Origin of the sequence: Mycobacterium sp. pW045, from assembly GCF_041287085.1 — a bacterium.
Taxonomy (GTDB): domain Bacteria; phylum Actinomycetota; class Actinomycetes; order Mycobacteriales; family Mycobacteriaceae; genus Mycobacterium; species Mycobacterium algericum_A.
Window position 1 is genome coordinate 400,861 of record NZ_JBGGKU010000003.1, and the last position, 21,802, is coordinate 422,662.

18 protein-coding genes and 1 pseudogene are annotated in these 21,802 nt (G+C 66.5%); 9 read left to right on the forward strand and 10 right to left on the reverse strand.

Features of this window, described 5'->3' with window-relative positions; translation table 11 throughout:
- Positions 1 to 191 precede the first annotated feature (191 nt).
- Positions 192 to 1,241: an LLM class flavin-dependent oxidoreductase gene (locus ACAG20_RS06780; RefSeq protein WP_370492020.1), complete on the reverse strand. Its 1,050-nt coding sequence runs from the start codon at positions 1,239 to 1,241 to the stop codon at positions 192 to 194.
- Between the two features lie 89 nt (positions 1,242 to 1,330).
- Between ACAG20_RS06780 and ACAG20_RS06785 the strand changes: the two genes are divergently transcribed.
- Positions 1,331 to 2,065 (forward strand): class I SAM-dependent methyltransferase, encoded by a 735-nt coding sequence (locus ACAG20_RS06785; RefSeq protein ID WP_370492021.1) that lies wholly within the window; start codon positions 1,331 to 1,333, stop codon positions 2,063 to 2,065.
- Between the two features lie 16 nt (positions 2,066 to 2,081).
- Positions 2,082 to 2,840, forward strand: a complete 759-nt coding sequence (locus ACAG20_RS06790) for an SOS response-associated peptidase (RefSeq protein WP_370492022.1) — start codon at positions 2,082 to 2,084, stop codon at positions 2,838 to 2,840.
- Between the two features lie 19 nt (positions 2,841 to 2,859).
- Here ACAG20_RS06790 and ACAG20_RS06795 read toward each other — a convergent pair whose 3' ends face one another.
- Both ACAG20_RS06795 and ACAG20_RS06800 read right to left on the reverse strand, forming a co-directional pair.
- A complete protein-coding gene (locus tag ACAG20_RS06795) occupies positions 2,860 to 4,299 on the reverse strand; it encodes a PPE domain-containing protein (protein ID WP_370492023.1) in 1,440 nt (479 codons plus the stop codon).
- 5 nt (positions 4,300 to 4,304) lie between these two features.
- Complete coding sequence (locus ACAG20_RS06800; protein ID WP_370492024.1) at positions 4,305 to 5,654, reverse strand: PPE domain-containing protein; 1,350 nt, start codon at positions 5,652 to 5,654, stop codon at positions 4,305 to 4,307.
- Between the two features lie 202 nt (positions 5,655 to 5,856).
- Here ACAG20_RS06800 and ACAG20_RS06805 point away from each other — a divergent pair, with 202 nt between their 5' ends.
- The 4 genes from ACAG20_RS06805 to ACAG20_RS06820 are packed head-to-tail and all read left to right on the forward strand — an operon-like array spanning position 5,857 to position 10,042.
- Positions 5,857 to 6,600 (forward strand): response regulator transcription factor, encoded by a 744-nt coding sequence (locus tag ACAG20_RS06805; RefSeq protein ID WP_234825651.1) that lies wholly within the window; start codon positions 5,857 to 5,859, stop codon positions 6,598 to 6,600.
- Positions 6,597 to 8,009, forward strand: a complete 1,413-nt coding sequence (locus ACAG20_RS06810) for a sensor histidine kinase (RefSeq protein ID WP_370492025.1) — start codon at positions 6,597 to 6,599, stop codon at positions 8,007 to 8,009. The genes ACAG20_RS06805 and ACAG20_RS06810 overlap by 4 nt, the downstream gene beginning before the upstream one ends.
- A gap of 39 nt (positions 8,010 to 8,048) precedes the next feature.
- The gene (locus ACAG20_RS06815) at positions 8,049 to 9,119 is read left to right on the forward strand and encodes a bifunctional 2-polyprenyl-6-hydroxyphenol methylase/3-demethylubiquinol 3-O-methyltransferase UbiG (RefSeq protein ID WP_165825018.1); all 1,071 of its coding nucleotides are present in this window, start codon (positions 8,049 to 8,051) and stop codon (positions 9,117 to 9,119) included.
- Positions 9,116 to 10,042 carry a phytanoyl-CoA dioxygenase family protein gene (locus tag ACAG20_RS06820; protein ID WP_370492026.1) on the forward strand — a complete coding sequence of 309 codons (927 nt, stop codon included), beginning with the start codon at positions 9,116 to 9,118 and terminating at the stop codon, positions 10,040 to 10,042. The genes ACAG20_RS06815 and ACAG20_RS06820 overlap by 4 nt, the downstream gene beginning before the upstream one ends.
- A gap of 11 nt (positions 10,043 to 10,053) precedes the next feature.
- Here ACAG20_RS06820 and ACAG20_RS06825 read toward each other — a convergent pair whose 3' ends face one another.
- The 3 genes from ACAG20_RS06825 to ACAG20_RS06835 form a co-directional block, all read right to left on the reverse strand.
- A complete protein-coding gene (locus ACAG20_RS06825) occupies positions 10,054 to 10,914 on the reverse strand; it encodes an SDR family oxidoreductase (protein WP_370492027.1) in 861 nt (286 codons plus the stop codon).
- A 518-nt stretch (positions 10,915 to 11,432) separates the two neighbouring features.
- On the reverse strand, positions 11,433 to 14,921 hold the full coding sequence (locus ACAG20_RS06830; protein WP_370492028.1) for a hypothetical protein: 3,489 nt from the start codon (positions 14,919 to 14,921) through the stop codon (positions 11,433 to 11,435).
- The gene (locus ACAG20_RS06835) at positions 14,908 to 15,783 is read right to left on the reverse strand and encodes a DUF222 domain-containing protein (RefSeq protein WP_370492029.1); all 876 of its coding nucleotides are present in this window, start codon (positions 15,781 to 15,783) and stop codon (positions 14,908 to 14,910) included. Before ACAG20_RS06835 ends, ACAG20_RS06830 begins: the two co-directional genes overlap by 14 nt.
- A gap of 226 nt (positions 15,784 to 16,009) precedes the next feature.
- Here ACAG20_RS06835 and ACAG20_RS06840 point away from each other — a divergent pair.
- The 3 genes and pseudogenes from ACAG20_RS06840 (at position 16,010) to ACAG20_RS06850 (ending at position 18,062) form a co-directional block, all read left to right on the forward strand.
- Positions 16,010 to 16,586, forward strand: a pseudogene (locus ACAG20_RS06840) (3-oxoadipate enol-lactonase).
- 49 nt (positions 16,587 to 16,635) lie between these two features.
- The gene (locus ACAG20_RS06845) at positions 16,636 to 17,412 is read left to right on the forward strand and encodes a CoA transferase subunit A (protein ID WP_112686173.1); all 777 of its coding nucleotides are present in this window, start codon (positions 16,636 to 16,638) and stop codon (positions 17,410 to 17,412) included.
- The gene (locus ACAG20_RS06850; protein WP_112686175.1) at positions 17,409 to 18,062 is read left to right on the forward strand and encodes a CoA transferase subunit B; all 654 of its coding nucleotides are present in this window, start codon (positions 17,409 to 17,411) and stop codon (positions 18,060 to 18,062) included. Before ACAG20_RS06845 ends, ACAG20_RS06850 begins: the two co-directional genes overlap by 4 nt.
- Here ACAG20_RS06850 and ACAG20_RS06855 read toward each other — a convergent pair.
- The 4 genes from ACAG20_RS06855 to ACAG20_RS06870 are packed head-to-tail and all read right to left on the reverse strand — an operon-like array spanning position 17,993 to position 21,785.
- Positions 17,993 to 18,661 (reverse strand): TetR/AcrR family transcriptional regulator, encoded by a 669-nt coding sequence (locus ACAG20_RS06855; RefSeq protein WP_112686177.1) that lies wholly within the window; start codon positions 18,659 to 18,661, stop codon positions 17,993 to 17,995. The two genes, ACAG20_RS06850 and ACAG20_RS06855, sit on opposite strands and share 70 nt — an antisense overlap.
- Positions 18,661 to 19,803 carry an acyl-CoA dehydrogenase family protein gene (locus tag ACAG20_RS06860; protein ID WP_370492030.1) on the reverse strand — a complete coding sequence of 381 codons (1,143 nt, stop codon included), beginning with the start codon at positions 19,801 to 19,803 and terminating at the stop codon, positions 18,661 to 18,663. Before ACAG20_RS06860 ends, ACAG20_RS06855 begins: the two co-directional genes overlap by 1 nt.
- A gap of 26 nt (positions 19,804 to 19,829) precedes the next feature.
- A complete protein-coding gene (locus ACAG20_RS06865; protein WP_370492031.1) occupies positions 19,830 to 21,005 on the reverse strand; it encodes an acyl-CoA dehydrogenase family protein in 1,176 nt (391 codons plus the stop codon).
- Positions 21,006 to 21,050: 45 nt separating this feature from the next.
- On the reverse strand, positions 21,051 to 21,785 hold the full coding sequence (locus ACAG20_RS06870; RefSeq protein WP_370492032.1) for an SDR family NAD(P)-dependent oxidoreductase: 735 nt from the start codon (positions 21,783 to 21,785) through the stop codon (positions 21,051 to 21,053).
- Positions 21,786 to 21,802: the final 17 nt, after the last annotated feature.

Sequence of the window (21,802 nt, forward strand, 5' to 3'; positions counted from 1 at the left end):
GAGTTCATGATCTGCGATCGCAAAGTTTGCGAGTAGCAGGCGCGGTTGGGCGCAGCTCCGACGCTAAGCGATCTGACCCCCGAGACACAGTCGGGAGGCGGGCTTTTCGGAGACTGTCAACAGTTGTTCATCGACCGTTCGGAACGGCACCCGAATCATTCACCGAGCGGCCCGCCGATGTTGCCTTGGCGTCACTCTTCGTTCACCTTGCGTGGCAGGGCGTCGGCCACCAATTTCAGGGTGGTTTCGCGGCCCGGCGAGGCGGCGGGATCGGTTCCCTGCCGGGCCGAGGCGACCGGGTTGAGCATCAGTTCGTCCACGCCGAACCGCTCGGCGAGGGCACGCAGCTGCGCCAGCGCCTCCTCGGGCGTTCCCACCACCGCGCGCCCCAGTTCGGCTTGGGCGATACGGTGCTGTTCCGGGGTGAGCGTGGCCTGCTGGGCCTCTTCGACGAGTTCCACGGGACCGGGCCGCTGCCCGGTGGCAGTCCGGGCATGCAGCTGCAGGTACGGAAGTATCAAAGCCGTTGCCTCCTGGTGTGTTTCGGCAACAACGGTGTTGACGGTCAGGAATGCGGTCGGTTTGGTGGTCAGCTCGCTCGGCATGAATTCCGACCGGTAGCACGCCAGTGCCTCGTCGGTCTGCTCGCCGAACAGGTGGTGGCCGAACACATAGGGCAGCCCCTTGGCGGCGGCGACCCGGGCCGACTGCACCGAGGAACCCAGCACGAAGACCCGAGGCCGCGTCAGTGCATGCGGCGTCGACTTGAGCACATAGTCGCGATCGGGCAGTCGCACCGACACCCCGGCGGGCCCCAGCAGGGCGATCACGTCATCGAGGTGATCGGGGAACTGATCGACGGCGCGGTCGTCGCGGCCGCCGCGCAACACCGTCGAGGTAACCGGGTCGGCACCGGGGGCACGTCCGATGCCCAGGTCGATGCGGCCGGGGTAGGCGGCCTCCAGCAACGCGAACTGTTCGGCCACCGCCAGTGGCGCATGGTTGGGCAGCATCACCCCGCCCGCGCCCACTCGCAGCCGGGAGGTCGCTGTCGCGAGCATTGCGACCAACACCGCCGGGTTGGTCGCCGCGACCGAGGGCAGGTTGTGGTGCTCGGCGACCCAATACCGGGCGTAGTCCAGACCGTCGACCAGCTTCGCGAGCCGCATGGTCGCCGCCAGTGCGTCAGGACTGGACTGGTCGGTGCGTACCGGGGCTAGGTCGAGGACGGAGAGCCGCACATCGGCGATCTTGCCATTCCCCGGTCCGGTATCGACGCCGGTAACCCGGCGTTCCGATTTCGTTAACTTCGGTCACGCACAGTGGGCCGATGAGCAGCGACGCCGAGTTCGCCGGCGCGGCGCCATCCGAGGCCGCCGGACCCCCGGAGCCCTGGGACATCGGCCGACCGCAGCCGGTGGTGCAGCAGCTGGTGGCCTACGGTGCGCTGCGCGGTGAGGTGCTCGATCCCGGCACCGGCCCGGGGCATCACGCGATCCACTATGCCTCGCAGGGCTATCCCACGACCGGGATCGACGTGGCACCGGCCGCGATCGCGGTGGCGCAACGCAACGCCGCGAAAGCCGGTGTGACGGTGAACTTCCAGGTGGCCGACGCGGTCGAGCTCGCCGGGTTCGACGGCCGGTTCGACACGGTCGTCGACAGCGCGTTCTACCACGTGTTCCAGGACGACGAGCAGACCCAGCTGCGGTATGCCCGCAGCCTGCACCGGGCCACCAAACCCCAAGCGCGGCTGTACATGTTCGAGGCCGGACGTCACAACGTCAACGGCTGGCAGCTGGACGGGCTGTCGCCCGAGCGTTTCGGGCCGTTGCTCGCCGAGGCCGGGTGGCGGATCGACCACATCGGGCCCACCACCTATCAGGGCACCTTCGACCCCAACTCCTTCACCGAGATGATCACGGTGATGGAGGCGCTCGGCCGGGAGGATCTGCTCGACGGCGTGCGCGCGCTGGCGGAGCGGTTCGCCTACCTGCAACCGCTGCTCGAGGACAACGTCGTGCACATGCCGTTTTGGGCCGTGACTGCCACCCGGCTCGACTAGCTGCCACCATGGAGGCATGTGCGGGCGTTTTGCGGTAACCACCGACCCGGCGCTGCTGGCCGAGCGGATCGGGGCGATCAACGAGGTTCCGGCAGACGCCGATCCGGCCCCGAACTACAACGTGGCACCGACCGATGCCGTCGCGACCGTGGTCAGCAGGCATACCCATCCCGGCCCAGACGTGGGAGCGCCGACCCGCCGAGTCCGGCTGATGCGGTGGGGACTGGTGCCGCCGTGGACCAAGGCCGGCCCCGACGGCGCCCCGGCTGCCGGCGGCCCGCTGCTGATCAACGCCCGCGCCGACAAGCTCACCACCTCGCCCGCCTACCGCTCGGCCGCCGAACGCCGGCGCTGCCTGGTTCCGATGGACGGCTTCTACGAGTGGCGCGCCGAAGCCCCCGTCGGGAAGAAGCCGCGCAAGACACCGTTCTACATCCACGGCGACGACGGGATGCTGTTCGCGGCGGGCCTGTGGTCGGTCTGGCGGGGCGGCCCTCGATCCGACCCGCTGCTCAGCGTCACCATCATCACCACCGGGGCGGCCGGAGAGATCGCCGGCATTCACGACCGGATGCCACTGCTGCTTCCCGAAAAGCGTTGGGACGCTTGGCTGGATCCGGACGCACCGCTGGACACCGCGCTGCTGGCCAGTTCGCCGCAGGCGCCGGGGCTGGTGTTGCGTGAGGTTTCGACGCTGGTCAACAGCGTGCGCAACAACGGACCGGAGTTGATCGCGGAAGCCGCGCCACAGCCCGAGCAGGGCTATCTGCTGTAGCCACGCGCCGGCGGCTGGGTCAGTGACCGACCAGGGCCCGCTTCTCGGCGGCGTATTCCTCCTCGGTGAGGATGCCGGCATTGCGCAACTCGGCCAGCTCGCGCAGTTCGACATCGGCGCCCATCAACAGGCCGAATGCCGATTCGCGTGTCAGGGCCGGCAGCTCGTTCGGCGGGCGTTCCGGTGGTCGCGGGGTGGTGGCGCCGGTGGTCGGGACCCGGTGGCCCCGGGTGGCACCGGCGCTGGCCCGGCCGGCAACGCTCGCGGCGGCCATACCCACTCCGGGGATCACCGTCTCGGCGCTGGCGAGGCTGGGAGCGGTCGAGGTGCCGGCGGCTGTTCCCGTGGACGCCAACGACACTCCGACCTGCTGGACCACTGCCGGCACCGCCGAGGCCCATGCCAATGGCACCGACAGGCCGCTGATCGAGGTAGCCGAGGCCATGCTGACCGTCACCGGCAGCACGCCGGCCACCCGCAGCAGTTCCTCACCTATTCCGGCGACCCCCAGCGGATCGATCAGGAAAGAGCCGAGCGCATCGATGCCGAACGAGCCCGCCGAGTCGACGATGATTTCGAGACCGGCGTTGGACAGCTCGATGCCGGGTGCGCTGGCCGCGGCTGCGGCGGTGACCGGGCCGATGATGCCGGCCAGCGCCGACGCGCCCGTCGACGAACCGGCGGCGGGGAGGGTGGAGCCCGGCAGCGTCTGGGTGAATCCGACGACCAGTCCCTCGCCTTGCCCGTCGACCGCGGTGGCGGCGGCCTGACCGACGACTTTGCCGAGTCCGCCGGCATGCCCCACGGCCTTGCCGAGTCCACCGGCATGCCCCACGGCTTTGCCGAGTCCGCCGGCGTGGCCCACGGCTTTGCCGAGTCCGCCGGCGTGGCTTACAGCTTTGCCGATCGCGGCGGCCTGTGCGGCCGCCCCCGCGGTGTTCGTGGTGCGCGGCGGTGTGGTGAACGGGTCGAGCCTGGTCGCCGCTGCGGCTCCGGCGGCGTAGCCGGACATGGCGGTGGCGTCTTGGGCCCACATTTCGCCGTAGTGCGCTTCGGTGGCCGCGATCGCGGCCGTGTTCTGACCCAGGAAATTGGTCGCGACCAGCGTCATCAACAGGCTGCGGTTGGCGGCGATGACCGGCGGTGGCACCGTCATGGCGAACGCTGCCTCGTATGCGGCGGTGGCGGCCCTGGCCTGGATGGCGGTTTCCTCGGCCTGGGTCGCGGCGGTACGCATCCAGTGGGCATACGGTGCGGCGGCCGAGGCCATCGCGGCGGCGCTGGGCCCGGCCCAGCCGGACGACAGTTCGGTCAGCACCGATTCGTAGGCAAGGCCCGCGGCGTTCAATTCGGCGGCGAGGGCGTCCCAGGACGATGCCGCGGCCAGCAGCGGACCGGCGCCCGCGCCGGCATACATCCGGCCCGAGTTGACCTCCGGTGGCAAGAACGCGAAATCCATAGGTGTTACCGGCCGAGGAGGCGCCGTTTCTCCTGAGTGAACTCGTCCTCGGTGAGGATCCCGGCGTCGCGCAGTTCGGCCAGTTCCCGCAGTTCGCCGGAGATCCGCGTGATCGGCCCGTTCAACGGCCGCGCCGGCGGTGACGCCGGCTTCTGAGCCGGGTCGCGTTGCTTGACTACCGGTCGGGGCGGCTGCTTGGCGGTTGCTTTCGTGCTCGTCGTTGCGGTCGCGGCGCCGCCGCGGCTGCGCCCGACGCCGGCGGTGGCCCGGCCGGCCAGACCGGCGGCGGCCATCGCGGCCAGTGGCAGCGCGGCGGCCCCCGCCGCGGCGGGGACGGCTTCTTCGGCGGCGGTGGGCAGTGCGCCGCCCACCTGCTGGATCACCGTGGTTGTCGGTGCGGTGGTGGCCCAGGTCTGCGGTACCGACAGCCCGCTGAGCGTGGCGGCTTCGCCCATCTCGGCGCTGACCGGGGTCACCGCGCTGGCCAGTGCTAGCTCCGGCAGTAGTTCGTTCTCGATCTCGCCGACGCCGATCAGGTCGATGCCGAAGGAACCGGCCGCGTCGACGCCGAATGTGCCGGCGGAGTCGATGACGAACGTGCCGAACAGGCTCGCCGCCAACGCCGCGTACGACGCCGCCAGACCGGGCTCGATCGCCGCCGCCGACCCGATGGAACTGAGCAGCGACGCATTGGTTCCGGCCGCTGCCGAGCCGGGGGCGGCGAGGCCCTGCAGGGCCTGGGTGACCGCGGCGGCCACGGTGTTGGCCTGGTTTCCGGCCGCGGTCGCGGTCGCCTGCCCGACCGCGCCTGCCTGGCTGCTGGCGCCGGCGGTGTTGGTGGTGGGCGGTGCCTGCGTGAAGGGGGTAAGCCGGGAGGCCGCCGCGGAGGTCGTTGCGTAGCCGTACATCGCGGTGGCGTCCTGGGCCCACATCTGGCCGTAGTGGGCTTCGGTGGCCGCGATCGCGGCGGTGTTCTGGCCCAGATAGTTGGTGGCCAGCAGGGTCATCAGCTGGGCCCGGTTGGCGGTGATCACCGGCGGCGGGACCGTCATGGCGAATGCGGATTCGTAAGCGGCGGCTGCGGTTCTGGCCTGCGACGCGGCGTGTTCGGCTTGTGCAGCGGTGGCGTGCATCCACTGCGCGTACGGCGCCGCGGCGGCGGCCATCGCGGTGGCGCTGGGCCCGGCCCAGCCGCCGGACAGCTCATCGATCATCGAGTCATAGGCCACGCCGGCGGCGTTCAGTTCGGCGGCCAGGGCGCTCCAGGCGGTGGCGGCGGCAAGTAGCGGTCCGGCGCCGGCTCCGGTGTACATCCGGGCCGAGTTGATCTCTGGTGGAAGTGTTGCGAAATCCATTGCTAGCCAGGCCCGTCAGTGATAGGCGTCATGATGCCTCCTGAATCGCCGGGGTCGCTGCGGCCGCCACGCGGACGCAGCATTGACCGAGTAACGGCGACGCTAGATGGTGAACTTGAAGTGAACCTGAAGATGCTGCCGGTCAACGAGAACCGGCGCACGGATGCTCCCCATCCGGGCGCTGCGGTGTTATCAATGGACCATGGCCGATTCGCGGTCCGCCGATCGGCGAGGCGGCATTCCCTCGGCGCGCGGCGCCGAGACCTTCAGCGTGGGGACACCGCGGGTGCTGGTGGTGGAGGATTCCGAGACGATCCGCGAGATGGTCAGCGAGGCGCTGGCCGACGCCGGCTATCTGACCGAAACCCAGCCCGACGGCCGCGGGCTCGAGGAGGTGCTGGATGGCTTCCGGCCGGATCTGGTGGTGCTCGACGTGATGTTGCCGGGCCGCGACGGGTTCGACCTGATGGAGGTGATCCTGCGCTGGGGTGAGGTCGGAGTGGTGCTGCTCACCGCTCGCGACGGACTGCCCGACCGGCTGCGCGGACTCGACAGCGGTGCCGACGACTACGTGGTCAAGCCGTTCGAGCTGGCCGAACTGGTGTCGCGGGTCGGTGCGGTGCTGCGCCGGCGGGGCCGGCTGCCGTCGGCCGTGCAGTTCGGCGATCTGATGGTCGATGTCGACGCCGGGGTGGCCTCCCGCTCGGGGACCCCGTTGGGCTTGACCGCGACGGAGCTGCGGGTGCTGGTCTACCTCGTGGAACAGCGTGGCCGCATCGTCAGCAGCGCACAGATCCTCAATGCGGTGTGGGGGTATGAGGCCTACGACCCCAACCTGGTCCAGGTCCACATCAGCGGGTTGCGGCAGAAGCTGGAGACGCACGGGCCGCGGATCCTGCACACCGTGCGCGGGATCGGTTACCGGCTGCAGCTGTCGGTCTCATGACCGCCACCCCGTCGTTGCGCCGGCGTTTGACGGTGATGGTGCTGGCGCTGCTGGCGGTGTTGATGCTGACCATGGGGCTGGTGATCAACGCCACGCTCACCGCGCTGGAGAATCACAGCCTGCAGGAGCGGCTGGCGTTGGCCACGCAGCGCGCGGATTCCCTCGTCGCACTGGGTGTTTCACGCGAACAACTGGCCGATCAACTCAACGGCGGCATCATCAGCGCACTCGTCGTCGACGTGGACGGGTCCAGCTACGGTGACCCCGCTATCGAGCCCGATGCGACCACCGGATCGCGAGTGGCGCCCCCGCCGCTGGAGCCCGACGAGACCTCGACGGTACTGGTGCACCCGCTGGCCGACGGCGGGCGGGTGATCCTGGTCGCCGACACCACCGAGGCCGCCGAGACGCTGAGCCGGCTGCGGCGCCTGATGGTCGGCGCCGGCCTGGGAATCCTGTTCATCGCGTCGATCCTGCTGGCCGGGGTGAGCCGGGCCATGCTCGCCCCGCTGGATCGGCTCACGGACCTGGCCCGTGACATCACCACCGGTGACCGCGGCCGGCGGCTGCGTCCCGACCGGCCGCGAACCGAACTAGGCCGCGCGGCAAGCGCTTTCGACGACATGCTGGACGAGCTGGAGGATTCCGAGAAGCGCGCGCAGCGGGCCGCCGAAGCTGCCCGGCGCGCCGAGGCCGCAGTCCGGCGATTCCTCGCCGATGCCGCCCACGAACTGCGCACCCCGATCGCCGGCATGCAGGCCGCCGCCGAGCAGATCGCCGGCAATGTCGGCCAGGACGTCGGGCCGGACGTCGGGCTGGACACCGTCGAGCCCGAAGTGCTCCGCCAGCACCGCCGCGCCACCCTGCTGCTCACCGAGGCGCGCCGCGCCACCCGGCTGGTCACCGACATGCTCGACCTGAGCTACATCGACGCCGGGCTGCCCCTGGAACTCAAGGACATCGATCTGGTCGGCATCGTCGACACCCAGCTGGACCGGGCGGCGCTGCTGGCGCCGCAACTGCACCTGGGCCGCACCGGTGTGGACACCCTGACCGTCCGGGCCGATCCGACCCGGCTGGCCCAGATCCTGTCCAATCTGCTGGACAACTCCCGCCGTTACACCCCGCCGGGCGGGAGCATCACGGTTCATGTGGCGGGTCTCGGCGAGCGCGCTGAGGTAACCGTCGCCGACACCGGGATCGGCGTCCGCAGTGAGGACGCGGAGCGGATCTTCGACCGGTTGGTGCGCCTGGACAGTGCCCGCGGCCGGGATCACGGGGGAGCCGGCCTGGGCCTGCCGATCGCGCGGGCACTTGCCGACGCACACGGCGGCCGGCTGAGCTGTATCCCGCAGGATGGTGGCGCCTGTTTCCAGCTGGTCTTGCCGCTGCGCGCAGATTCCGGTTGATAGCTGGCAGATTGCGGGCGGATTGGGTACAACGGTGCGATGGAAAGTTGGCCACAGATGTGGAGTCGCTCGCCGATGTTGCAGGAGGCGATGGCTCGGCGGCTGTATCGCAGGTCCGAGGCCACCGGGCGAATCAAGCTGCCGGCGGTTCCGGGCATGCTCGATGAGTATGTCCGGATGTGCGAGACGATGTTCGCAGCGCTGGGTACCCCGCTGGACGCCCAGCAACGGGATCACCTGCAAAAAGTCCTGCAATCAGAGACGGAAGCGGCGTTTGCGGGCTCGCCGCGGTCACACATCATCATCAGCTATGAGGTGCCGGTCGGCAGCGTCCTCAACTACTGGGTCCGTGCCGAATGGCAGTCGATCGAAGCGGGGTACGAGAGCTGGGTCGCCCTTCGCGAACCGCCGTTGTTCGGCACCGAGCCCGATGCCCGCGTCTGGGCGCTGGCCGGCGAGGCCACCGATCCCGCAAGCTGCCGGGTGCTCGACATCGGAGCAGGTACCGGACGCAACAGTCTGGCGCTGGCCCGGCGCGGACACCCGGTGGACGCGGTCGAGATGACGCCGCTGTTCGCCGACGGCATTCGCGCGGACGCGCAGCGCGACGGGCTCGGGGTCCGCGTGATTCAACGCGATGTCTTCACCGCCGGAGACGAACTGGGCAATGACTACCAGCTGATCGTGCTCTCGGAGGTCACGCCGGATTTCCGAAGCACCGGGCAGCTTCGCGACATGTTCGACCTGGCCGCTCGGCGGCTGGCACCGGGCGGGCGGCTGGTGTTCAACGTGTTCTTGGCCCGGGACGGTTATCTGCCCGACGCGGCCGCCGTTGAACTGAGCCAGCAGTGCTACAACATGTTCTTCACCTGGGACCAGATGCACGATGCGGCAGCCGGGTTGGGCCTGCAGCTGGTCGCCGACGATTCGGTTCACGACTACGAGAAGGCCCATCTGCCTGAGGGTGCCTGGCCACCCACCGGTTGGTACACCGAGTGGACCCGGGGCCAAGACGTGTTCGACGTCGAACCGGACGCCTGCCCTATCGAGATGCGCTGGCTGGTTTATCGCAAGCCTGCCGGGGCCGACGAGGCTACGATGACGCGATGAGCGTCACCTTGACCGCCCGCGACGCGCAACGGCGCGACTTCTGGAGCGCACTGTGCCCCCAGCTGTCGATCGACGGCGACGCCGTGGCGGTACCCGCGGCGGTCGGACCGACCGACCCGCTGCTGGTGACCCTCAAACGCGAGGGCTATATCCGGGTGCCCGGTGCGCTGCCGGAAGCGGTGGTCGCGCCGATGCGCGACGCGGTGTCGACGCTGTTCGGGCTGGGTATTCCGCTGCCGTTCGTGTTTGTCTACGACCAGTTATGGCGGGCGTTCCAAGGGCTTTCGGAGTTCCTGACGGCGGTGCTCGGTGACGGCTATCGGGCGTTGCCCGACTTCTGGGTCTGGCATGTCAAGCCCGACGAGAGCGCGGCGGGCTGGGGTCCACACCGCGACCGGGTGATGCCGACGTTGGACACCGACAACTCGCCGCACACGCTGACCGTGTGGCTGCCGCTCAGCGACGCCACCCCGCTCAACGGGTGCATGTACTTCCTGCCCGCCCACCTCGATGATCGGTTCCGGCAACGGCGTTGGGACGGCCCCGACAACACCCTGGTCCACAACCTGCAAGACATCCGCGCCGTACCGGCCACCGCCGGCACCCTGATGGCCTGGAACCAGGCGGTGCTGCACTGGGGTGGACGGGCCAGCAGCCTGGGTGAAGCCCCGCGGATCAGTGCGGCATTCGAGTTCCAGCGCGCCGACTCGCCGGCGTTCAACTCTCCGTTGCTCGACCCGGGCCGGCTGCCGACGTTCGGTGAACGACTCGGGCTGATCGGCAAGCAGGTGTTGCAGTATCGGCACATGTATCCACTCAGCGATGACGTCGCCGCCATCGCCACGTCATTGGTCGAGCGCTTCATGCCCGGTGTCGCGCCGATGGGGGATTCGCCGTCGGTGAGAACCGCGGTGTCGTTCTGACCGGATGTGCGCTACTGCTGCACATACCCCGGCGGGTTGACGGAGTCCACCCACAGGTCCACGCCCAGGTCGCTGCCGGGCACGCAGTCATACACCGATAGATCGGTGACACCCGATTCGACCAGCACGTCCTCGCACAGCAGCGTGTTCCCGGTGTATTCGGCCGCCGGTTTGGTCAGGACCGCGTAGGCGGCGTCGGCGTAGACCTCGGGGGTGCGGGCCCGGGCCATCGCCTCGTCGCCGCCGAGCAGGTTTTGCACCGCGGCAGTGGCGATCAGGGTGCGCGGCCACAGCGTGTTGGATGCGATGCCGTGCGAGCGCAGCTCCTCCGCGATGCCCAGCGCACACAGCGTCATCCCGAATTTCGCCATCATGTAGGCGGTGGGCTTGAGCCACTTCGATTCCAGTCGTATCGGCGGGGACAGCGTGAGGATGTGCGGGTTCTCCCGACCGATCATGTGCGGGATGCAGGCCTGCGACACCGCGTAGGTGCCGCGCACCTGGATGCCGTTCATCAGGTCAAAGCGCTTCAGCGGGACCTCGAGGATGGACCCGAGGTTGATCGCCGAGGCGTTGTTGACGCAGATGTCGATGCCGCCGAACCGCTCGACGGTGGCCGCCACGGCACTGGTCACCGAGTCATCGTCGCGGATGTCGCCGACGATCGGCAGCGCCTGCCCGCCGGCCTCCTCGATCTCGGTGGCCGCGGTGTAGACGGTGCCGGGCAGCTTCGGGTGGGGTTCGGCGGTCTTGGCGATCAGCGCGATGTTGGCGCCGTCGCGCGCGGCCCGCTTGGCGATCGCCAGGCCGATGCCGCGGCTGGCACCCGAGATGAACATGGTCTTGCCGGAGAGCGGAGCTGGATGGGCCATGGTGTCAGCCTATGCCTAACCGCCGCCGGCAATGTTCGCGTGCTGACTAGAAGGGCGGTGGGTCGTTGCAGGCTGCCAGGGCGCGTTGTTGGGCGGCTTGGGCGGTTTGGGCGGCGATGCGGTTCTGGTTGTGGTTGCGCTCCAGCCGGATCCGGTAGGCCCTCCTCTGGTGCGGCTTGGAACCCGCGCCGGCGGCCGACCGCGGGCACTTCGGCCGTCCTCCTAACCGGCCGGGGTGCCCGCGACCTCGCCTGCTGCACTTGCGGGCACCGCGTCGTTTGATCCCGACACCACGCCAACACCTGCCGCCTCGGCTCCACGCCACCGCGGTCGAGCGGTTCCCGCGCGGCCGACGACCTGCGACCGACCGAATGGCGGTTCTGATGTCCGGTGCCGTCACGGCACCCCCACCCCCGAAAATATTCGGGTAGCCCCCCACCTGACTGCCGCGCGGTAGTCAGAAATTTTTTTGCGCGAGATTTCGGTAAGAAGTGCATCTCATCGCGATGCGGAGCCTGCTATTGGCCCCTGACTTGGCTTTCACGGAACCGCATTTGCGCAGCCTCCAGCTGCGGCACGAAATACTCCAAGCCCGCTTGGCCGACGGCAGCAATCGCTGGTTCGCTCGATTGCGCTAGGTCGCGCATGCGGTCAATGTAACCCTGTATTCGCTCGTGTTCTTCGCCCCACTGGGTACCGAGTTGCACTTTCGTAGCAATCCTTAAGGGATCTACACCCTTGGGAACGAGCATTCGGGCTAGAGCTTCGATTGGTGCTGGCGCGCCTAACCCATTAAATGTGGATTCGACGTCGTCGATATCTGTCTGCCCGGCCTCTAGAAGGCTTTCCAGCCAGTCGGTATCGTTGCCGCGCAACACTGCAAGTACATGACTTCTCTCCCGCGTGCCGGGTTCGCACGCACAAAGCAAACGTGTCTTGGCATCGGCTATGAGTACCGGCGCAGTATCCTCGAACGGCCGCAAAGCCTCATAGAGGTTGTCGTCGGGAGGTTCGGCGATGACCTTGGCAAACAAGTGCTCGTAGACTTCTGGAAGGCACGCGACGAGGCGTTCGAAGAAATAAGTCGAATCCCGTCCATGAATCGGAACCGGCAAGATGAGGTCTTTGAGCGCGTCACCCACAAGGTCAACCGTGGCGCCAGGTAGGTCTGATTCCAACTCGCCGTCCGTACTGACCAGGATGGTTGCAGCAGCGCTTGCACGAACCGCGGGATCGGTATGTCGAAGTAGGCGGTCGGCCACAGAAGCAGGAACAACAACATTCGCCACGTCTTCTGGCGTTAGGTGTTCGACGATGCGGTCGAGGTAACGCTCGCCAGGCGCTGTCGTCAGCGCATACTGCACGACATGAGGCCTAGTCATCCCGTCAGCGAGTAATTCAGCTAGGACGTTCTCGTCGAGGTCGGAAGGATTGAGCGTCGCGGGCACTAGCGGCCCTGCGTCGGGGAACATCCCGCTATCCTTCGCGAACAAAAGCAGCGGCAGAAAGTCGGTGTCTTCCTCAGTGATTAACTGGAAAACCCTATGGAGTGGATTGCTTAACGGTTGATCCCAATCGTTCATGTGAGGGCGGAGCGCTGCGAGTCGAGCAATAAACTCCAATGGCTGATTCAAGCCTTGCCGCACCTGTTCACGGAGGGCGTCCTCGAGCCGCGCCCTCCGTTCATGCCAGTTTAGTTCTTCGTCAGATATAAAGAAGATTGCCGCAACAAGGGGATCGTGTTCAGAAAACTCTCGATCGATGGCGTTCGAATGCCGTCTGATGGAAGCTCGTATGCCCGGGAAATCGCCGCTGTGGGCGATAATATAATCGGCCATATTTGCAGCGATGATTTTCGCTTCCGAGATCTGATCTGCCGAAAGTTCTTGGCCGAAACCGGGGTTAAACCCCTGCGCAATCTGCGCCCAAATCTTAAAAAGGCTAGTCAATAGAACGAGGTCGTCGTGGCTTAGGTCTACTACGAGCGAAGCGAACGGCGTCCAAATACTGTCTTTGAACTGCCGCATGGATTCGGACGGCAGTGTGACGGAAATTAGCCTAAGTAATCGATTGTCCTCTGGGCTCAGACTGCTTGCCTCAAAGACGGGGTTCAGCAACTCACTTATTAGCCGCGTTAGGGTGCGGGTTCTCTCTGGCGATGGTGCGGTCGTGAACCATTGTGCGGCTGCCTCCCAGATCTGGAATAGAGGCCCCAAGTTCAGCGATCCATCAGGGATATACGCATTTCTTATGCCATTGATGGCATCGGAAAAAAGCTTCCGCGCAAGCGATGTGTTTTGGACGGAGTTCGCGAAATCAAGAACATCATTAACGATGGCAACATCATTCATATCGCGGATTGCATCTGCTACGAAGGTTGCAACCCGCTCTAACATCGCCTTGCGCTGATATTCGCTTTCATCAGCCGCTAACGCGCGCCATTCCGCGATGGACCGCTGCAGGATTTCTCGGGCCTCGCCCGCTCCAAGATGCAGGTAGTAGCGGTAGATATCTGATTTGGCTCCGATCACACCTTGATCCACTAGTGCGTTGAAGAGGGAGTGAGCCGGAGGATAGGCACTCTGTTCGCCGAGGAGCGCTGCGCTGATGCAATGGGTGGCGATAGCTATCTGCTTTCCCGGCCACGACTCAAAAATCTCATCGATAGGCAATATGGATGGCCCCGAACCGAAGAACGCGTCTACGACGATGCTCGTCGCAAGGACCTGCGGAGCTACGCCATAAACGTTTTCCTGGCTTCCATACTTTGTCCACTGCTGACGCACATCCAAGAGGCCACCGACGGCTAGACCGTGGATTAGGTGTACTACCGTCACTCGGGGAACGCCTAGTTGACCTGACAAGGCGCTTATTTCGCTCTCGGCAAGTGATCCCAAGATTGCGATAGCAGCGAGTACGTCCTTCGCTTCTTTGGAGAGCCCGGAACGTGTCAAGTATTGCGAGACTTCGCCGCGTATGGCTTCGCCGGTGTGAACCTGACGCCACTCGACCTCGTTCTTTAGTAGGTCAGCGAGATGCGCAGCCCACGCTGGCCGGCCTTGCGCCTGGTCGAGAATCCGCCCGATGAGCGACTCGCGAGTTATACCTGCGTTTCGGACGATCTTGCCGATGTCTTTCCGAATTAGCGGCAGTATCTGCACTTCGGCGGCTTGGGGAATGTAGGCTTGCATCTCTTCACGTTGGTGTGGCCAACATACCGCGACTATTCGGAATGTGAGACTTTCTTGCCGACGGATAAGTTGAAGATTGGTCAGAGTATCGATCCGCCGTAATGTGTCGTCGACGACAAGTATGCCGGGCTGCGTCGCTAGGATGTCGTCCATCAGCCTCTCAACCGACGGGCTCCCGTCGACAAAGAATAAACCCGGAACGTTCTCAAGAAGCGCAGATTTTCCAACTCCTGGAACTCCGTAAACTAGCAAGTCGTTGTGTGAGCTTTGCACGGATTCTAGTTCGGCTGTGCGGCCGACTAGATCAAAGGTGCGTACTTTAATATCACCGCGTATCGAGTTCTTAGAGAGTGAGAAGGGGCCACCCGGTAAACCGAGGAGTTTTTCTCGCCAGTCGCCATTCTGCCTAAGACGGTCCGCGAAGAAAGCGCGATCGACGATCGCTACTAGCGTGTAACCGTTTTCTTTAGCTAGAGTTTCCAGCCTTTTTCGCTTATCTTGGGTCAACTCAGCGAGGCTAACAGAAACAATTTTCGTTCCAGGCATATCGTGTTGTTTCAGCGATTTCATCGCTCCGCGAAGGTTTTTCCTGGCCCCTTCGTAGGTTCGCGACGATGTGATCGCCATTCGAATCGGAGGCACGCCCGCTTGTTCGAGAGAGTCGGCATCCCGGCCGCTGTCGGATCCACCCCTGACGGGAACCAGGTTGGGATACCGATCTTGTAGCAGATCAGTGGCGCATGCTTCAAAGACGTCTGGGTTGATCTTGACGCGGAAGTTGTCGAGCGCCGCGGTGATCCGGTCAATCAGGTTCATCGATGCCATCTCTGGTGGGCGGACTTTGAGGCATCGTATTGGAACGCGTGGCACCGGTCATCAAGTGGATCATCACCGCACCCACGGGGGCGTCGCCGGTGACCGCCGGGCAATCGCGTGACCCGCACTCGCAGGCCATGGTGGCCGACCCGGCGGTCAGCGCCCGCAACGCATCGGCGCGCCGCTGTGCTGTGGTGCGCGGATCGGCTTTGCACACCGTCGTGGCCAGTTCGGTGAGCCGCTGATCGAAGGCCAGCGCATCAGGGGTGCGAACGTCGCCGAAGATCTCCGCCAGGCCGGAATGTTGCGGCGCCACACCGATGTGGCGGGACTTCTCGAAGGCATGGGCCTCGCGCACCGCAGCCGGCTCCAAGACCTGCACCCAGTAGTCGACGGCTTCGGCGATACGGTGGCGCGACCAGCTGCCCCATCGGGGCGCATTGCGCTCCAACCACCGATCCATCCGCGGGATCGCAGCAGCATCGATCATCAAATCCGTGCGATGCACCACCGCGGCGACCACCTGGTAATCCACCACACCGGCGGCGAACAACGCCCCGAGTCTGGGCAGCCGCTCGGCCAACGCCAGACCGATCCGCAACTGTCCCGCGGCGCGCCCGCGGCTGATGCCCTGGGCGGCCGCGATCTCAGCGGCCACCGCGTCCCACCCGTCAAGAGCCCAGATCTCCCGATCCGCCACGTCGCGCTGCGCCAGCCGACGCTGATACAGCTGCGCGCCCGCGGCAAACACCCACGCCAGCGACGCCGACGCCAGCCGAGCCGCACTCTGCATGACATCGACCAGACCCTCGTCGCCGAGGCCGCCGATGGCGACCAACGACGGCAACTCTGTATCGAACATACGTTCGACTATACCCGCCTCGGCCGACACCCGCACTCGCCGGAGATGTCCAGTGACTCAGTCGACGCGGTCCGCCGCAACGTCAGCCGGAGGCCGAGATATTGATAAAAACGATGTATTAATGAACGAAATAACAATATTTCGAAATATCAATACTGGTCACTACTGTTGAGAACGTGATCGGGTGTAGCGATGGCGCGCCGGCCGCGGTATTCGAGGCCGTGCGATGAGCGCCGTCGACGTGCACGCCGTGGTGACCGGACGCGATACCGGCCCGGTCGTGGTGCTGTCCAACTCGCTGGGCTCCACCCACCGGATGTGGGACGCCCAGATCGGCGCACTAGAGCAGCGATTTGCGGTGGTGCGCTACGACACGCGTGGTCACGGCGGCTCGCCGGTCCCCGACGGGCCGTACACCATCGACGGTCCGCGCACAGGGCGCCGGTGAGGTCGCCGCCGCCGTCGTACAGCGATGGTTCACCCCGGACTACCTTGCCGCGCACCCGGATGTGCGCGCCGCGAGCGAGGCGATGGTCGCGGCGACACCGGCCGAGGGCTACGCCGGTTGCTGTGAGGCGATCGCCGGGCTGGACGTGCGTGGTGACCTGGCGGCCATCACCGCCCCGACGCTGGCCATCGCCGGCGCCGACGACCCGGCCACCCCACCTGCCAAACTCGATGAGATCGCCACCGGTGTCAAAGCCGGTCGGCTGCTGGTCGTTCCGCACGCCGCGCACCTGGCCAACGCCGAGCAACCCGACATCATCACCCCCGCCCTCATCGAACACCTGGAGCAACCATGAGACGCGCCGACGGCGATGCGGAGCGCAGCGACGAGGAGGAGAGGCGCACATGGCACTGAACAAAGTGGTCGAATCGGCCGCCGCGGCGGTCGCCGACATCCCGGACGGCGCCAGCCTGGCCGTGGGCGGCTTCGGGCTGGCCGGCATCCCGTGGTTTCTCATCGAGGCGCTGCTGCAGCAGGGCGCAACCGATCTGACCATCGTGTCCAACAACTGCGGGGTCGACGGCGCCGGGCTGGGCCTGCTGCTCGACGCGCGGCGCATCAGCCGGGTCATCGCCTCCTACGTCGGGGAGAACAAGGAATTCGCCCGCCAATACCTCTCCGGTGAACTGACCGTCGAGCTCACCCCGCAGGGCACCCTGGCCGAACGAATGCGTGCCGGCGGCAGCGGCATCGGCGCCTTCTTCACCCCCACCGGGGTCGGGACCGTCGTCGCCGACGGCGGCCTGCCCTGGCGGTATCACCCCGACGGCAGTATTGCCATCGCCTCGCCGCCCAAGGAGGTCCGCAACTTCCGGGGCACCGACATGGTGCTCGAAGAGGGCATCGTCACCGACTACGCATTGGTGCGCGCGGCGGTCGCCGACCGGGCGGGCAACTGCCGATTCCATGCGGCCGCGCGCAACTTCAACCCGCCGGCAGCGATGTCCGGTCAGATCACCATCGTCGAGGCCGAGCGGGTCGTCGAGGTAGGGGAACTGCACCCCGACGCAGTTCATCTGCCCGGGATTTTCGTCAAGCGGGTCCTGGAACTCACCCCGGAGCAGGCCGCCCGCAAAGACATCGAGAAACGCACCACCCGGCAGCAGGAGACGATCCGATGAGCTGGACCCGCGACCAGATGGCCGCCCGCGCGGCACAGGAACTGCACGACGGTGACTACGTCAACCTCGGCATCGGCCTGCCCACGCTGATTCCCGGCTACCTGCCCGAGGATTCGACCATCACGCTGCACGCGGAGAACGGCATCCTCGGTGTCGGGCCGTTCCCGTACGACGACGAGGTCGACCCGGACCTGATCAACGCCGGCAAGCAGACCGTCACCGTGCTGCCCGGCGCATCGTTCTTCGACTCGGCGACCAGCTTCGCGATGATCCGCGGCGGACACGTCGACACGGCCGTGCTGGGCGCCATGCAGGTCGCCGGCAACGGCGACCTGGCCAACTGGATGGTGCCCGGCGCCATGGTCAAGGGCATGGGCGGCGCGATGGATCTGGTCAGCGGAGTCGAGCGGGTGATCGTGCTCACCGATCACGTCACCAAAACCGGTGCCGCCAAGCTGGTTACGAGCTGCGACCTGCCGCTGACCGGCCGCGGTGTGGTAAGTCGGGTGATCACCGACCTCGGGGTGTTCGATGTGACCGGGGAAGGGTTCGAGGTGGTGGAACTGGCGCCGGGCGTGAGCTACGACGAGGTGGTGGCGGCAACCGGAGCGCCGGTCATCCCTGCGCGCAGCAGCGAGTTGAGCGTGTAGCGGGTCTGCAGGCCGATGTAGTCATCGAGGCTGTACAGCTCGCCGAAGTGCCAATGCTTGAGCGCCCAGCCATGGGCCAGCAGCATGATGTCGAACACCATCAGATCCACATCCACCTCGGCGAATGTTCCCGCGGCGATCCCGGCCTCGATCACGTCCCGCAGCGGTGTCGCACTGGCGATTTCGAGCTCTTTGATCTGGGACCGCCCAGCCGCGTCCAGGGTGCGGCTCTCCCGGTAGGTCAGCACGACGGCGTCGAGGTTCTCATCGACGATCTCGATGTAACGCCGGATTCCGGCGGTCAACTGTGCGACCGGATCGGTACCGGCCGCCGCGATCACCGGGGCGAGCTGATCGCAGAAGGCATCCTGGATCCGGACGATCGTCGCCAGCAGCAGGTCCTCCTTGCCGCCGAAATACTTGTAGATCAGCCCGACGCTGACATTGGCCTCGGCCGCCAGATCCTGCATCGACATCTGGTGAAAGCCGGTCTGCTGCATGACTTTGACCGCGGCGTCCAGGATCTGCCGGCGCCGGGAATCGGTGCGGGCCGCCCGCACCGCCTCCTCGACGGGCAGCTGACCATAGTCGACGGCCATCAGATGCCCAGATCCTTGGCGATGATCGTCTTCATGATCTCGGTCGTGCCGCCGTAGATGGTCTGGATGCGGGCGTCGACGAACGCTCGCGCCACCGGGTATTCCCGCATGTAGCCGTAGCCGCCGAACAACTGCAGGCACCGGTCGGCGGTACGGACCTGCAGGTCGGTGGTCCACCACTTCAGCTTGGCGGCCCGCGCCGCGGTCAGCTCGCCGTCCAGGTGTGCCGCGATGCAGTCGTCGAGGAAGGTGCGGGCCACATCGAGTTCGGTGGCGATCTCGGCGAGCACGAACTGGGTGTTCTGGAAGCTCGCGATGGGGGAGCCGAACGCCTGGCGTGCCTTGACGTAGTCGAGGGTCTCGGCCAGCACGCCCTCGGCGGCGGCGACCGCACCCACCCCGAGCGACAGCCGCTCCTGGGGCAGGTTGCGCACCAGCTGATAGAAGCCCTGGCCTTCCTCGCCGAGCAGGTTGGCGGCCGGCACCCGCATGTCGGTGAAGGACAGCTCGGAGGTGTCCTGGGCGTGCAGTCCGATCTTCTCCAGGTTGCGCCCGCGGTGAAAGCCCGGGGTGTCGCCGGAGACCACCAGCAGTGACAGTCCCCGGTGTCGGTCTTCGCCGGTGCGCACCGCGACCACGAACAGATCACCGGTCTGGCCGTTGGAGATGAAGGTCTTCGCGCCGTTGACGACGTAGTCGTCGCCGTCCCGGCGGGCGGTGGTGCGGATACCGGCCAAGTCGCTGCCGGTGCCGGGTTCGGTCATCGCGATACCCAGCACGGTCTCGCCGGTCACCACCCCGGGCAGCCAACGGCGCTGCTGTTCGGGTGTGGCCAGATCGGTCAGATACGGCAGTACCACGTCGTTCTGCAATGAGAAGGCGACGGCCTCGGAGGCGGCTCCGGCCCGCTGCAGCTCCTCGATGACGATTGCGTGGTAGCGGTAGTCGTGTACGCCGGGCCCGCCGAGTTCTTCGGGGACCGGAAAGCCCAGCAGTCCAAGCTTGCCGGCCTCGGTGAACAGCGAGCGGTCCCACGCGCTGGAACGCTCCCAGTCCTCGTGGGCCGGGACGACGGTCCGTTGCACGAAGTCGGCAACCATCTCGCGGAACTGTTGATGCTCGGGGGTGTAAGTCAGACCCATCGCAGTTGCCCCTATTGAACGCAGAGTCAGTTGAATGCGGCAAGGCCGGTGAAGGCTTTGCCCAGGATCAGTTGGTGCATCTCCGGGGTGCCCTCGTAGGTGAGCACCGATTCCAGGTTGACCATGTGCCGGATCACCGGGTATTCCAGCGATATCCCGTTGCCGCCGAGGATGGTTCGTGCGGTGCGGCAGATCTTGATCGCCTCCCGGGTGTTGTTGAGCTTGCCGAAGCTGACCTGTTCGGGCCGCAGTCCGACGCCGTCTTTGAGCCGGCCCAACTGCAGCGAGAGCAGCTGACCCTTGTGCAGCTCCACGGCCATGTCGACGAGTTTTGCCTGGGTGAGCTGGAAGCCGGCGATCGGTTTGCCGAACTGGGTGCGCGCCATGGCGTAGTCACGGGCGGACTGCCAGGCGGAGCGGGCCGCACCCATTGCGCCCCAAACGATCCCGTAACGCGCCTCGGACAGGCATTCCAGCGGCCCTTTGACGCCGCGCGCCTGCGGCAACATCGCCTCGGCCGGCAGCCGCACGTCATCGAGCACCAGTTCGCTGGTGATCGAGGCCCGCAGCGACAGCTTGTGGTGAATGGTGTTCGCCGTGAACCCGGGGGTGTCGGTGGGCACGATGAAGCCGCGGATGCCGTCGTCGGTGGCAGCCCACACCACCGCGACGTCGGCAATGGACCCGTTGGTGATCCACATCTTGCGGCCATTGAGAACCCAGTCGGAGCCGTCGCGTCTGGCGCGGGTCTTCATGGCGGCCGGATCAGAGCCGACATCGGGCTCGGTCAGCCCGAAGCAGCCGATCAGGTCCCCGGCGGCCATGCCCGGCAGCCACCGCTGTTTCTGCTCTTCGGAACCGTTGTGGTGGATGGCGAACATCGCCAGCGACCCCTGCACGCTCACCAGCGAGCGGATACCGGAGTCGGCGGCCTCGAGTTCGACGCAGGCCAGCCCGTAATGCACGGCCGAAGCGCCACCACAGCCGTAACCGTGCAGGTGCATCCCGAGCAGGCCGAGCTTGCCGAATTCCCGGGCCAGCTCGCGGGCGGGCAGATCCCCGATCTCGAACCACTCGGCGACGTGCGGCAGCACGTGCTCGGCGCAGAACTTCGCGACCGTGTCGCGCACCGCGATCTCGTCGTCGGACAGCAACGAATCCAGGCTCAGGGGGTCGAGCGCGTCGAAAGCGGGGGTGGTCATGGGTGCGTCCTTACTGTGGGGGTGGGCTGGTTGAATTCTTCCCCATCAGCCGGCCATGGTGAGGCCGCCGCTGACGCTGATCACCTGCCCGGTGATGAACGACGCGGCGTCCGAGGCGAAGAACAGCACCGGCGCGGCTACCTCCTCGGGCCGTGCCAGTCGCCGGAATGGGATCGCTTTGACCAGCGCCTCTTTCAGTTTCTCCGGCTGGGCGGCGAACAGCGGGGTGTCGGTGGGGCCGGGACAGACGCAATTGACGGTGATGTGATGGCGCGCCATCTCCCGGGCCAGCGATTTGGTCAGCGCGATGACACCGCCCTTGGCCCCGGCGTAGATCGTCTCGCCGGCGCTGCCGACCCGGCCGGCGTCGCTGGCCAGGTTCACGATCCGCCCGCCGCCGCCGGCTTCGATCAGCCCGGGCAGGAATGCACTGCACACGTGCACCGGGCCAAGATAGTTGATCGCCACCACCTTCTCGGCGAATTCGGGGGTGGCGTTGAGGAACTGGTCGGTTCGATCCCAGCCGGCGGCGTTGACCACGACGGTGGGCACACCGACCTCGGTGTGGGTGCGGTCACGCAGTTCGTCCACCCGGGCGCGGTCGGCGACGTCGACCGGCAGGGCAGTGATGAGGCCCGGGTGCTCTCCGGCGGTGGCCGCGGCCGCCGCCTGGTCGAGGTCGGCGGCGATCACCCGGTCACCTTGGGCGGCGAACGCCAGGGCGATGGCCTTGCCGATGCCCGATCCGGCGCCGGTCACCAGTGCGATCGTTGTGGTCATTCGGGTGCTCCTGTTCT

Excerpts from the sequence above, each read along its gene's own strand:
- ACAG20_RS06820 (WP_370492026.1), top strand. The coding sequence starts at position 9,116 with ATGAGCGTCACCTTGACCGCCCGCGACGCGCAACGGCGCGACTTCTGG.
- ACAG20_RS06850 (WP_112686175.1), top strand. The coding sequence starts at position 17,409 with ATGAGCTGGACCCGCGACCAGATGGCCGCCCGCGCGGCACAGGAACTG.
- ACAG20_RS06845 (WP_112686173.1), top strand. The coding sequence starts at position 16,636 with ATGGCACTGAACAAAGTGGTCGAATCGGCCGCCGCGGCGGTCGCCGAC.
- ACAG20_RS06830 (WP_370492028.1), bottom strand. The coding sequence starts at position 14,921 with ATGAACCTGATTGACCGGATCACCGCGGCGCTCGACAACTTCCGCGTC.
- ACAG20_RS06835 (WP_370492029.1), bottom strand. The coding sequence starts at position 15,783 with ATGTTCGATACAGAGTTGCCGTCGTTGGTCGCCATCGGCGGCCTCGGC.
- ACAG20_RS06870 (WP_370492032.1), bottom strand. The coding sequence starts at position 21,785 with ATGACCACAACGATCGCACTGGTGACCGGCGCCGGATCGGGCATCGGC.
- ACAG20_RS06815 (WP_165825018.1), top strand. The coding sequence starts at position 8,049 with ATGGAAAGTTGGCCACAGATGTGGAGTCGCTCGCCGATGTTGCAGGAG.
- ACAG20_RS06865 (WP_370492031.1), bottom strand. The coding sequence starts at position 21,005 with ATGACCACCCCCGCTTTCGACGCGCTCGACCCCCTGAGCCTGGATTCG.
- ACAG20_RS06795 (WP_370492023.1), bottom strand. The coding sequence starts at position 4,299 with ATGGATTTCGCGTTCTTGCCACCGGAGGTCAACTCGGGCCGGATGTAT.
- ACAG20_RS06825 (WP_370492027.1), bottom strand. The coding sequence starts at position 10,914 with ATGGCCCATCCAGCTCCGCTCTCCGGCAAGACCATGTTCATCTCGGGT.
- ACAG20_RS06860 (WP_370492030.1), bottom strand. The coding sequence starts at position 19,803 with ATGGGTCTGACTTACACCCCCGAGCATCAACAGTTCCGCGAGATGGTT.
- ACAG20_RS06800 (WP_370492024.1), bottom strand. The coding sequence starts at position 5,654 with ATGGATTTCGCAACACTTCCACCAGAGATCAACTCGGCCCGGATGTAC.
- ACAG20_RS06855 (WP_112686177.1), bottom strand. The coding sequence starts at position 18,661 with ATGGCCGTCGACTATGGTCAGCTGCCCGTCGAGGAGGCGGTGCGGGCG.
- ACAG20_RS06790 (WP_370492022.1), top strand. The coding sequence starts at position 2,082 with ATGTGCGGGCGTTTTGCGGTAACCACCGACCCGGCGCTGCTGGCCGAG.
- ACAG20_RS06805 (WP_234825651.1), top strand. The coding sequence starts at position 5,857 with ATGGCCGATTCGCGGTCCGCCGATCGGCGAGGCGGCATTCCCTCGGCG.
- ACAG20_RS06810 (WP_370492025.1), top strand. The coding sequence starts at position 6,597 with ATGACCGCCACCCCGTCGTTGCGCCGGCGTTTGACGGTGATGGTGCTG.
- ACAG20_RS06785 (WP_370492021.1), top strand. The coding sequence starts at position 1,331 with ATGAGCAGCGACGCCGAGTTCGCCGGCGCGGCGCCATCCGAGGCCGCC.